Source organism: Streptomyces sp. NRRL WC-3549 (assembly GCF_000721935.1).
Lineage (GTDB): Bacteria > Actinomycetota > Actinomycetes > Streptomycetales > Streptomycetaceae > Streptomyces.
Genome location: NZ_KL585381.1, coordinates 234,599 through 245,372 on the forward strand (window position 1 = coordinate 234,599; position 10,774 = coordinate 245,372).

General features: G+C 70.7%; 12 protein-coding genes and 1 tRNA gene. 8 read left to right on the forward strand and 5 right to left on the reverse strand.

Annotation, left to right across the window (positions count from 1 at the left end; translation table 11 throughout):
- Positions 1–23: 23 nt before the first annotated feature.
- Both IH13_RS0101320 and IH13_RS0101325 read right to left on the reverse strand, forming a co-directional pair.
- On the reverse strand, positions 24–1,367 hold the full coding sequence (locus tag IH13_RS0101320; protein WP_031080289.1) for a serine/threonine-protein kinase: 1,344 nt from the start codon (positions 1,365–1,367) through the stop codon (positions 24–26).
- Between the two features lie 107 nt (positions 1,368–1,474).
- Positions 1,475–2,023, reverse strand: a complete 549-nt coding sequence (locus IH13_RS0101325; RefSeq protein ID WP_031080291.1) for a helix-turn-helix domain-containing protein — start codon at positions 2,021–2,023, stop codon at positions 1,475–1,477.
- A gap of 174 nt (positions 2,024–2,197) precedes the next feature.
- Here IH13_RS0101325 and IH13_RS0101330 point away from each other — a divergent pair.
- Positions 2,198–2,270 (forward strand) — tRNA-Ala (locus IH13_RS0101330).
- A 151-nt stretch (positions 2,271–2,421) separates the two neighbouring features.
- Here the strand turns inward: IH13_RS0101330 and IH13_RS0101335 are convergent.
- Positions 2,422–3,147: a DUF5324 family protein gene (locus IH13_RS0101335; RefSeq protein WP_031080292.1), complete on the reverse strand. Its 726-nt coding sequence runs from the start codon at positions 3,145–3,147 to the stop codon at positions 2,422–2,424.
- A 301-nt stretch (positions 3,148–3,448) separates the two neighbouring features.
- On the opposite strand from IH13_RS0101335, the gene IH13_RS0101340 reads away from it, so the two are divergent.
- Both IH13_RS0101340 and IH13_RS0101345 read left to right on the forward strand, forming a co-directional pair.
- On the forward strand, positions 3,449–3,976 hold the full coding sequence (locus IH13_RS0101340) for a peptidylprolyl isomerase (RefSeq protein WP_031080293.1): 528 nt from the start codon (positions 3,449–3,451) through the stop codon (positions 3,974–3,976).
- 153 nt (positions 3,977–4,129) lie between these two features.
- Positions 4,130–5,026 carry a rhomboid family intramembrane serine protease gene (locus IH13_RS0101345; protein ID WP_031080295.1) on the forward strand — a complete coding sequence of 299 codons (897 nt, stop codon included), beginning with the start codon at positions 4,130–4,132 and terminating at the stop codon, positions 5,024–5,026.
- Between the two features lie 267 nt (positions 5,027–5,293).
- Here the strand turns inward: IH13_RS0101345 and crgA are convergent, their stop codons facing one another.
- Positions 5,294–5,548 carry a cell division protein CrgA gene (gene crgA / locus IH13_RS0101350; RefSeq protein ID WP_031080297.1) on the reverse strand — a complete coding sequence of 85 codons (255 nt, stop codon included), beginning with the start codon at positions 5,546–5,548 and terminating at the stop codon, positions 5,294–5,296.
- Between the two features lie 136 nt (positions 5,549–5,684).
- Between crgA and IH13_RS0101355 the strand changes: the two genes are divergently transcribed.
- The 5 genes from IH13_RS0101355 to IH13_RS0101375 all read left to right on the forward strand — a co-directional run bounded on the left by IH13_RS0101355 (position 5,685) and on the right by IH13_RS0101375 (position 9,493).
- Positions 5,685–6,452 (forward strand): DUF881 domain-containing protein, encoded by a 768-nt coding sequence (locus IH13_RS0101355; protein WP_031080299.1) that lies wholly within the window; start codon positions 5,685–5,687, stop codon positions 6,450–6,452.
- Positions 6,453–6,519: 67 nt separating this feature from the next.
- On the forward strand, positions 6,520–6,705 hold the full coding sequence (locus tag IH13_RS0101360) for a hypothetical protein (RefSeq protein WP_031080301.1): 186 nt from the start codon (positions 6,520–6,522) through the stop codon (positions 6,703–6,705).
- Complete coding sequence (locus IH13_RS0101365) at positions 6,702–7,340, forward strand: aminodeoxychorismate/anthranilate synthase component II (RefSeq protein WP_031080303.1); 639 nt, start codon at positions 6,702–6,704, stop codon at positions 7,338–7,340. Before IH13_RS0101360 ends, IH13_RS0101365 begins: the two co-directional genes overlap by 4 nt.
- Positions 7,337–8,722 carry a class E sortase gene (locus IH13_RS0101370; protein ID WP_031080305.1) on the forward strand — a complete coding sequence of 462 codons (1,386 nt, stop codon included), beginning with the start codon at positions 7,337–7,339 and terminating at the stop codon, positions 8,720–8,722. Before IH13_RS0101365 ends, IH13_RS0101370 begins: the two co-directional genes overlap by 4 nt.
- 36 nt (positions 8,723–8,758) lie before the next feature.
- Positions 8,759–9,493: a class E sortase gene (locus IH13_RS0101375; protein ID WP_031080307.1), complete on the forward strand. Its 735-nt coding sequence runs from the start codon at positions 8,759–8,761 to the stop codon at positions 9,491–9,493.
- A 153-nt stretch (positions 9,494–9,646) separates the two neighbouring features.
- On the opposite strand, the gene IH13_RS0101380 is transcribed toward IH13_RS0101375, so the two are convergent.
- Positions 9,647–10,774 (reverse strand): Stk1 family PASTA domain-containing Ser/Thr kinase (locus IH13_RS0101380; RefSeq protein WP_037840645.1); only part of this gene is annotated, 1,128 nt, incomplete at its 5' end.

A 10,774-nucleotide genomic window follows, 5' to 3' on the forward strand; every position in this document is an offset into this window, starting at 1 on the left:
AGAGATGTGTATAAGAGACAGGCTCAGGTCTGGGTCAGCGCCCAGATGCCCACCGCGAAACAGATCAGTGCCACGACCAGCACCGGGACCACCACCACGCGTGGCGGTCCCGGACGCGTCCCGCGCGCCTGGGGCGCCGGCGCGGGGACGGCCGGGTGCGGGCCGGTGTAGGCGCGGGTGGGGACCGTGCCGTGCGGCAGCGGGCCGGTCGGCGCCTGGGAGGGGTCCGGTACGGCGGTGAAGGGCCCGCCCGGGTGCGGGGAGTGCGGACCGGGCGGGGTGTACGGCTGCGCCGGGATCGGCACCGGCGCCGGCTGCTGCGGGGGCGGCGCGAGGTGGAAGCTGCCCGTCTCGGACATGGAGACGGCGGGCGGCGCGTACGTCTGCGCCCCTGCCCCCAGGGGCTGTTGGGGTGGCTGTGGCGCCTGCGCGGCGGCTCCGGCGGCCGGGGCGGCTCCGGCGTCCGGTACGGGCGTCTGGGCGGCGTGTACGGGTCCGGAGGGGCCGAACCCGTCCGGCAGCGGGCCGATCTGGTCGAAGACCTCCACCGGTTCGTCGTCCGGTCCGGGCTCCGGCAGCATCTCGACCGCGGCGGTGAGCGCCTTGCGCGCACCGGTGGCGGTCCGGAAACGGGCCTGGGGGTCCGGCTGCAGCAGCCCCGCGAGGACCTGCCACAGGGGCTCCGGGATTCCCTGCGGTGCTCCGGGGGTCCCGTGTGCGGCGAAGTGCTCGATCAGCGCCTGGGAGTCGGGCTTTCGGCCCTGGAGCAGGTAGAGCGCGACCAGTCCCACTGCGAACAGGTCGGCGGGGAAGTCGGGTTCGGCGCCCAGCATCTGCTCGGGCGCGAAGTAACCCGGCGTACCCACCACGTAGTTGGTCTCGGTCAGCCGCGGCTCGCCCTTGCGCATGGAGATGCCGAAGTCGGAGAGGCGCAGATGCGGCCGGCCGGTACCGGTGGCCTCCAGCAGGATGTTGGCCGGTTTGATGTCGCGGTGCACCACCCCTTCGGCGTGCACCGTGGACAGCCCGGACAGCAACTGGTCGAGCAGCAGGCAGACGAAACGCGGCGGCAGGGGGCCGTAGTCGCCGATGAGATGGGCCAGCGATCCGCCGCTGACCAGGTCCATGGTGAACAGGACCTTGTCGTCGTCCGCCGCCCAGCTGGCGGGGGCCAGGACGTGGGGGTGCTCGATCCGCAGCGCCTGCTCGCGGACGAAGCGCAGCAGGGTGTGCGCGTCGCTCTGCTGGAGCACCTTGGCCGCCACGTACCTGCGGCGCCGGTGGTCCCAGGCGCGCCAGACGGCTCCGACCCCACCGCGCCCGATCGGATCGATCAGTTCGTACCGACCGGCGAAGACCTCACCCATTGTGCTGTGCCCGCTCCCCGTCCACGTCTCGGCTCGTCGCCCGGCCGCCCGGATACCGCAAGGGGCCCTGTCGTCCAGGACCCCGCCCCCGTGATCTCAGGGCCTCTTCAGTTCTGGTTGCCTTCGTAGTGCGCGACCGCGTCGGCGGTGCGCCCCGCTCCGTACACCCGGAGGAACTCTGCCAGTTCCGGGTGGGTCGGGGCGAGGGAGTCCGCCGCTTCGATGATGTCGCCCGCGGCGGCGACCGACCGCAGCAGGGACTGGATCTCGCGGACCACGCGCCGGACCGTGGGCGCCCCGCCGCTCATGGTGCTCTGGCCGGTTCCGGTCAGGACCGAACCGCCCTGGGACTTCTTGACCTCCTCCATGCGGGCGGCGGCCTCCCCGGCGCTGACGCTGCCGTCCGCCACCTGGCCGGCGAGCTCCTGGAGGGCCTGGACGCGCTGGACGACCGCGGGGTTGCCGATCTTGGCGCGCTGGCCGCTCATCAGCTGCGACAGCATCGGGGCGGAGAGCCCGAGCACCGCGGCGAGCCGTGCCTGGTTGAGGCCGAGGTCGTCGATCAGCCTGCGGAAGAGCGCCCCCAGCGGTTCCCCGTACCAGCTGCGCTGGAGCTCCCGGGCTCTAGCCGTCGCCTCTTGCTGCGCTGCGTCCATTGCGTCTCCCCTTCGCTGCGGCTTCGCTGCCGCGAACCTCGTCGTGCATCTTACGGAGAGTGTTCGTGGACCGGGAGCCCCAATCCTTGTGCGGGATCCGGGGGATGACCCGGTACTCTGTTCTGCGACGGACGTCGTGGCACACAGGTGTCCTGGCGCTGTCATCCCTTTTCCGGGGCCTTAGCTCAGTTGGTAGAGCGCTGCCTTTGCAAGGCAGATGTCAGGAGTTCGAATCTCCTAGGCTCCACATCATTGAACCCCCTGACCGGCACAGAAGCGGTCAGGGGGTTCTGTCCTCTCGTTTCGTTCTCCGCGCGGTCCTCAGCACGAGAGGGGCGTCGGGAAGACCGTGTGGTCTTCCCGACGCCCCTCTCGTGCGTCGCGGGCCGTGCCGCCGCTCAGGAGCGCTCGCCCCGCTCGTCCTCGTCCGACCGGATCTCGCCGATACCGGCCGCGTCCTGCCCGGCCCCGGCCTCGGGGTCCAGCACCGTCGTCCCGCCGCCGTCCACCGAGGAGAACGTGGCGCGGTCGTCGGACACCTCGGTAGGGGCGGGCGGCTCCACCAGCCAGTCGGGGTTCGCCTGCTTGTCCCACCACTTCCAGGCGGCGAACGCGCCGCCCGCCAGGGCCCCCAGCACGAGGACGCCCTTCGCGAAGCGGCCGCACCTGGCCCGCCGCTCGTGCTTGCGTACGAGCTTCTGGATCTCCTTGGCCGTCACCTGGCCCCGCAGCGCGGCCAGCGCGGCAGCGCTCCGGGCGGTCGCCTCCTCGGCCATGGGCCGGCTCGCGGCCACCGCGGACTCGACCCGCGGCACGGCGTAACCGGCGGCGCTCCGGGCCGCCTGGCGCGTCCGTACCGCCGCGCGCTGTGCGGCCTCGTCCACCTTGGGCGGCACATGGGCCAACGCCTGCTCGATGCGCGGGGCGAGGTGGGCGTCGTACTGGACGCGGGCCTGCGATGCGGCCTTCGACACCTTGGGCGCGAGCCGTGAGCGGGCCTCCAGAGCGTAGTGCGCGGCCTGTTCCTTGGCCGTGTCGGCGTAGGGCGCCACCACTTCCGCGGCGTGCTGCGCGCTGTCCTTCGCCGAGTAGGTTGCGGCGCGCACGCTGTCGATGCGGGTCACGTGATCCTCCTCCTTGGTGGCGGGTAGGTACTCCGCCTATCCACCCAATTCGAAATCATGCCCGCCGAGGCTTTCGGCGCCAGACGAGACGGGCATCTGGGTCAAGAGCGGCATAGCGAGTCAAGAGGTGCAGGGGATGTTCCGACGACCATGCCACGGAGCGCTCCGGTGCGCGCCGTCCCGGCGCGCACTTGGCGGCATGTGTTCCGTGGAACGTGGGGGAACGGTGCGCGACGGCGGATGACGGGGTGCCCCGTGGGAGGATCGGTGCTCGTCAGCGCAGACGTACGGAAGGCGGACCGTGGCCGAGCAGCTCTACGCCACTCTGAGGACCAGCCAGGGCGACATCGCGATCCGGCTCCTGCCGGACCACGCGCCCAGGACGGTCAGGAACTTCGTCGAGCTCGCCACCGGGGGACGCGAGTGGACCGACCCGGCGACGGGGACGAAGTCCACGGACCGGCTCTACGACGGCACCGTCTTCCACCGCGTGATCGGCAATTTCATGATCCAGGGCGGCGACCCGCTGGGGAACGGCACGGGCGGCCCGGGGTACGAGTTCCCCGACGAGTTCCATCCGGACCTCGCCTTCACCCAGCCGTACCTGCTCGCGATGGCGAACGCGGGCCCGGGCACCAACGGCTCCCAGTTCTTCGTGACCGTGTCCCCCACGGCCTGGCTGACCGGCAAGCACACCATCTTCGGCGAGGTGGAGACGGAGGCCGCCCGGAGGGTGGTCGACGCCGTCGCGGCGGTGCCGACCAACCCGCGCACCCAGCGCCCGCTGCGGGACGTCGTACTGGAGTCGGTCGTCATCGAGACCCGCTGAGGCAGGCCGGGCCGCCACCCACCGCGCCGACCGGTCGGTTCGGGAACCAATCGCCCTGTTCGTCCGTACTGCTACACGACGGGCGAGCGGGCGGTCCCACGTCTGCCGCTCCACCGTGAGTACCGGGGACGAGGACCGAAGGGGTCGTGACCGATGGACCAGCAGCCGGACGACCAGGGCGGGTCCGCACCGGGCGGCCCGCTCACCTGTTACCGGCATCCGGACAGGGAGACGGGGGTCCGCTGCATCCGGTGCGAGCGGCCGATCTGCACGGACTGCATGATCGACGCCTCGGTCGGTTTCCAGTGCCCCGAGTGCGTCCGGCAGGGCTCCGGCACCGGGCACCACCCTGCCGCGAGCAGGCCCCGCACCCTGGCGGGCGGAAGTGTCGCCGCCGACCCGCGCCTGATCACCAAGATCCTTCTCGTCCTCAATCTCGCGGTCTTCGTCGCCGTCTCGGTCGACGAGTCCCTGCTCGACGAGCTGCTGCTGTTCGGCCGGGCGTATCTGGGGAATCCGTCGGCCGGGATCGAGGGCGTGGCCGAGGGGCAGTGGTACCGGCTGTTCACGTCGATGTTCCTGCACCAGCAGGTGTGGCACATCGCCTTCAACATGCTGGGGCTGTGGTGGCTGGGCGGGCCGTTGGAGGCCGCCCTGGGGCGGGCGCGCTATCTCGCGCTCTACCTGCTCTCCGGGCTCGCCGGCAGTGCGCTCACCTACGCGCTCTCCGACCCCGCGCAGGGCTCACTGGGCGCCTCCGGCGCGGTCTTCGGGCTGCTGGGCGCCACGGCCGTCCTGATGCGCCGGATGAACTACGACATGCGGCCGGTGATCGTGCTGCTCGTGGTGAACCTGATCTTCACCTTCAACCCCTGGGGTTCGATCGCCTGGCAGGCCCACGTGGGCGGCCTCGTCGCCGGCGTCGCGATGGCGGTCGCCATGGTCCACGCGCCACGGGCGCACCGGAACCTCGTACAGTCCGGCAGCTGCGCACTGGTGCTGGCGGCGGTGGTGGTGACCGTCCTCGTGCGTACCGCGACCCTTACCTGAGCGGAATCGGTCGCTCAGCGATCATAGTTGTCCACAGAGTGTGCCGGATCTTGTGCATGACGTGGGGAACGTGTGTGCCCCTTGTCGCTGAACCGAGTTCTACCAGGCAGGACAAGGGGCGTTCCCGCCCCGGATGCGTAAGGCTGTGCGGCGAACAGTCGCATCGGCGTCAACATCGGGGGAAGTTATCCACAGATCGTCTGACCTTTTCCCCCGGCTGTGGATAACTCTGTGGGTAACTTCAGCGGAGGACCACGACCCGGAAGGCTACTTCCACTGCGTGGAGACGCCGAAGCCGCCGGCGATGAAGCCGAAGCCCACGACGATGTTCCAGTTGCCCATCGACTCGACCGGCATGTCGCCCTCGGTCACGTAGAAGACCACGATCCAGGCCAGACCGATCAGGAAGAGCGCCAGCATCACCGGCGCCACCCAGCTGCGATTGGTCAGCTTTATGTTGGTGGACTGCTTCGCCGGGGGCGGCGTGAAGTCTGCCTTCTTGCGGATACGTGACTTCGGCACGAGGGACTCTCCTGTCGATGCGCTGCGTGACCGCGCAGGGATCTGTGGCTGGCGCCGGGGCGCGAGGGGGAATGCTGCCTCCCCGGGGCGTCCGTTAGCGTAGTGCTTCCGTGGCGCCTAAGGAGATAAGGGTACGTTGAGCAATTCTGCCGACTCTCCCCAAGGTCCGGTCCGACGCGGGTCCCGGTGGCCGGTCCAAACGCTCACGGCTGCCGTTTTCGCCCTTGCCGGGCTGATCTTCGTCACGAGTGCGAATACGGCCAAGGGAACCGATATCCGCACCGACTCCTCCCTGCTGAAGCTCTCCGACCTCATTCAGCAGCGCAGTGAGAACAACGCCGAGCTGGACGAGTCGACCGCCGCCGTCCGCGCGGACATCGACGCCCTGGCCCGGCGGGACGACGGGAGCACCCAGGCCGAGGACGCGAAGCTCGACGCGCTGGAGAAGGCGGCGGGCACCACGAAGCTCACCGGCGAGGCCCTGACCGTCACCCTGGACGACGCTCCGCCGGACGCCACCGCCAACCCCGGCTACCCCGACCCCCAGCCCAACGACCTGGTCATCCACCAGCAGGACCTGCAGGCCGTCGTCAACGCGCTCTGGGAGGGCGGCGCCCGCGGTGTCCAGGTCATGGACCAGCGGCTGATCTCCACCAGCGCGGTGCGGTGCGTCGGCAACACGCTGATCCTGCAGGGACGGGTCTACTCGCCGCCGTACCGGATCACCGCCGTCGGTGACCGGGCCGGCCTGCGCAAGGCACTCGACGACTCCACGGCGATCCAGAACTACCAGCTGTACGTGAAGGCGTACGGACTCGGCTGGAAGGTCGAGGAGGAGAACAAGGTGACCCTCCCCGGGTACTCCGGCACGGTGGACCTCCATCACGCACAGCCTGTGGACTGACCCGTATCCGTCCCGCTCCCGTACCCCGGCCCTTTAGTCTGGTCCCGTACCGAATGGAGGGGACAGCATGTACGGCTGGATCTGGCGGCATCTGCCGGGCAACGTGTGGGTGCGGGGTCTGATCTCACTCGTCCTGGTCCTGGCGGTCGTCTACGCGCTGTTCCAGTACGTCTTCCCCTGGGCGGAGCCGCTGCTCCCGTTCGGTGACGTGACGGTGGACGGCCAGGGCGGCGGAACGGGGGCCGGCCGGTGAGCACACGCGTCCTCGTCGTGGACAACTACGACAGCTTCGTCTTCAACCTCGTCCAGTACCTCTACCAACTCGGCGCCGAGTGCGAGGTGGTGCGCAACGACGAGGTGACCACCGCGCGCGCCGAGGACGGCTTCGACGGCGTCCTGCTCTCGCCGGGCCCCGGTACACCCGAACAGGCGGGCGTCTGCGTCGACATGGTGCACCACTGCGCCGCCGTCGGTGTCCCGGTCTTCGGGGTGTGCCTGGGCATGCAGTCGATGGCCGTGGCGTACGGCGGTGTCGTGGGCCGTGCGCCGGAACTGCTGCACGGCAAGACCTCACCCGTGCTCCACGAAGGACGGGGTGTGTTCGCCGGACTGCCCTCCCCGTTCACCGCGACGCGCTACCACTCGCTGGCCGCCGAACCGCAGTCCCTGCCCGATGTGCTGGACGTGACGGCGCGTACCGCCGACGGCATCGTCATGGGGCTGCGCCACCGCGAACTGGACGTGGAGGGCGTGCAGTTCCACCCCGAGTCGGTGCTCACGGAGCACGGCCACCTGATGCTGGCCAACTGGCTTCAAAGGTGCGGGGACGCCGGGGCCGTCGCCAGGTCGGCGGGACTCGCCCCGGTGGTGGGCAAGGCCGCCGCGTGACCCCACTGCGCCCCGAGCCCGACGCCGGCCACGACGGCCCGTACCCGCAGGGAGCGTACGCGGCCGACGGCACGTTCGAGGCGGCGGTGGACCAGCTCGCGGACCCGTTGAACGATCCGCTGCCGATCCCCGGGCAGCACACCTCGCCCTGGTTCCGGGACGAGACCGCACCCGGGAACGGCGGCGCCCGAGGAGGAGGGCCGCCCACGGCCCAGCAGGGCCTCCAGCAGCCCGTGGAGACCCCCGGCGAGTGGTACGACCCCGAGGGCTACCGGCGGGACTGGTACGGCCCCCAGGGGCCGGATCAGGTGCCTCGGTCCGGGGGACCCGTCCCGCACGGCACACCGGGTGCCCGGTCCGCGCAGGGGGCACCGCCGCTCGGGGGCCCGCCCGGGGGCCAGTCGGCCGGTGCGCCGGTGGTGCCGGACGCCGTGTCCGGCTCCACGCCGCCTTCGCCCCGGGCTCCCCGCGCCCCCGCCATCCCCGACGAGACCGTCGTACTGCCGGTCACGGGCCCCCCGCAGGCGGACGAGGGCGACGCCTACGACCCCCTCGACTCCGTGCCGGCCGCAGAAGAGGTGCCGGAACCGGCGCCGACGGGCGGGCGGGCCGAGCGCAGACGGGCGGCGAAGGGCCGTGGACGGCGCCGTCCGGAGCCGGCGGTGCCGATGTCCCGCCTGGAGGCCAGACGGGCGGCCCGCGCGGCCAAGGACAGCCCGGCCGTGGTGGCCAGCCGGGTCGTCGGGGAGGTGTTCATCACCTTCGGTGTCCTGATGCTCCTCTTCGTCACCTACCAGTTGTGGTGGACCAACGTCCGCGCCGACCAGATCGCCGGGCGCGAGACCCACAAGATCCAGGACCAGTGGGCGGCCGGGTCCCGGACGCCGGGCGCCTTCGAGCCGGGCCAGGGGTTCGCCATCATGCACATCCCGAAGCTGGACGTCGTCGCGCCGATCGCCGAGGGCATCAGCAAGGAGAAGGTCCTCGACCGCGGGATGGTCGGGCACTACGCCGAGGGCACGCTGAAGACCGCGATGCCGTCGGCGAAGCAGGGCAACTTCGCGGTGGCGGGCCACCGCAACACCCACGGCGAGCCGTTCCGCTACATCAACAAGCTGAAGCCCGGCGACCCGATCGTGGTCGAGACCCAGGACGCGTACTACACGTACGAGATGACCGGCATCCTTCCCCAGACCGCGCCCTCCAACGTCTCGGTGATCGACGAAGTGCCGCGGGGTTCCGGCTTCACCGGTCCGGGCAGGTACATCACTCTCACGACGTGTACGCCGGAATTCACGAGTACGTACCGAATGATCGTGTGGGGCAAGATGGTCGACGAACGGCCGCGCAGCAAGGGCAAGCCCGACGCGCTCGTCGGCTGAGGCGGGCTGGGCGACATCAGGACAGGGGCGGGTGCGGTGGCAGCGAGGACCGAGCAGGAAGAGCGTGCCGAGGTCTCGGCACCCCCGGTGCGGCGCGCGGGCCGCCATCCCGTCGCGGCGGTGGTGAGCCTCTTCGGCGAACTGCTGATCACCGGGGGCCTCGTGCTCGGGCTGTTCGTCGTCTACTCGCTGTGGTGGACCAACGTGCTCGCGGACCGCGAGGCCGGCAAACAGGGCGACACCGTCCGCGACCACTGGGCCCAGGGCCGGGGCCCCGGCGAGCTGGACACCAAGGACGGCATCGGCTTCCTGCACGTCCCCGCCATGAAGAACGGCGAGGTGCTGGTCAAGAAGGGCACCGACACCGCGACGCTCAACAACGGCATCGCCGGCTACTACACGGACCCGGTGAAGTCGGCCCTGCCCGAGGACGAGGAGGGCAACTTCACGCTCGCCGCGCACCGGGACGGTCACGGCGCCAGGTTCCACAACATCGACAAGGTCAAGAAGGGCGACGCGATCGTCTTCGAGACCAAGGACACCTGGTACGTCTACAAGGTCTACGCGGAGCTCCCCGAGACGTCGAAGTACAACGTCGACGCGATCGCGCCCGTGCCGGAGGAGTCCGGGGTGAAGAAGCCCGGCCGCTACATCACGCTGACCACCTGCACGCCCGTCTACACGTCCAAGTACCGCTACATCGTCTGGGGCGAGCTGGTCCGGACGGAGAAGGTCGACCAGGACCGTACGAAGCCGGCCGAGCTGCGCTGAACCGGACGGGTCCCTCCCCCTCCTCGGCGGCGGTTCCGGCCGACGGCCCGGCCCCTGGCCGGAGGGAGCCCCGCCCCCGGCAACGGCGAAGGGCCGCGGTCACCTCCGAGGTGACCGCGGCCCTTCGCCGTGCCGACCGGCGCCGGCGTCCGGCTAGCCGGAGCGGCCGCCGAAGATGGTGTTGTTACCGCCCGGCATGGTCCACACGCTCACCGCGCCGTTCTTGTCGACCATCTGGTTCGTCTCGGGGTCCGTCCGGTAGACCCGGGCGTTGTCGTCGTTCGGACCCTCGACGTTCCCGAGTTGCAGACCGGCCTGGGCCAGTGCGGCCTTGACCTCGCCGAGCGTGTGGTTCCTCAGCTCGGGTACCGCCACCTGCTCCGGCTCGGGCGGGCCCTTGGAGACCTTGAGGACGATCTGGACGTCCTCGGGCTGCTTGCTCGGGCCTGCCGGCGTCTGCTCGACCACGATCCCGGCGGGTTCCGGGGAGTCGACCTCCTGCTTCGACACGTTCATGAACCCGAGGCCGTTCAGCTGGGCCACCGCCGCGTCGTACTGACGTGTGCGGACGTCGGGCATGTCCGCGGCCGCCTTCTTGGCCACGGTGAGCTTGACCTCGGACTCCCTGTCGGCCTTCGCGCCGGGCTCCGGGTCCTGCTTGGTCACCGTGCCCGGGGTCGCCTCCGACTCGACCGTTTCGACCTCGACCGCGAAGCCCCCGTCCTCCAGGATCTTCCGGGCGCTGGCCTCCGACTTCTCCAGGACGTCCGGTACCTCGACCTTGGGCGCGCCCGTGGAGACGACGACCGTGACGGTCTCGCCCTTCTTCATCGAGGCGTCCGCGACGGGGTCCTGGCTGCAGATCTTGCCCTCGGGCTGTTTCTCGCACTCCTTCTTCTCACCGACCTTCAGGAGCACGCCCGAGGTGTCCGCCAGGTTCTGCGCCTCTTCGACCGTGTAGCCGACCATCCTCGGCGCCATGGCCTCGTCGCTGCCGTTGTCGCTGAAGACCGTGCGGCCGATCAGGATCGCGCCGATGAGCACCAGGACGCCCGCGACGACCAGCAGGATCGTCGAGGTGTTGCTCTTCTTCTGCTGGCGCCTGCGGCCCGCGCGGTCGTCGTAGCCGCCGTCGTCCGGGTTGACCGGGGGCAGCATGGAGGTCGGGGCGCCGACCGGATCGGCCGGGTGCAGGGCCTGGGTGGGCTGGTCGTTGCCGTACCCGTCGTAGCCGCCGTACCCCGCCGCGCCCATCGCCGCCGCTGCGGCGACCGGCTGGGC

Coding starts and splice junctions, on each gene's coding strand:
- IH13_RS0101360 (WP_031080301.1), top strand. CDS start 6,520: ATGTACGGCTGGATCTGGCGGCATCTGCCGGGCAACGTGTGGGTGCGG.
- IH13_RS0101320 (WP_031080289.1), bottom strand. CDS start 1,367: ATGGGTGAGGTCTTCGCCGGTCGGTACGAACTGATCGATCCGATCGGG.
- IH13_RS0101325 (WP_031080291.1), bottom strand. CDS start 2,023: ATGGACGCAGCGCAGCAAGAGGCGACGGCTAGAGCCCGGGAGCTCCAG.
- IH13_RS0101345 (WP_031080295.1), top strand. CDS start 4,130: ATGGACCAGCAGCCGGACGACCAGGGCGGGTCCGCACCGGGCGGCCCG.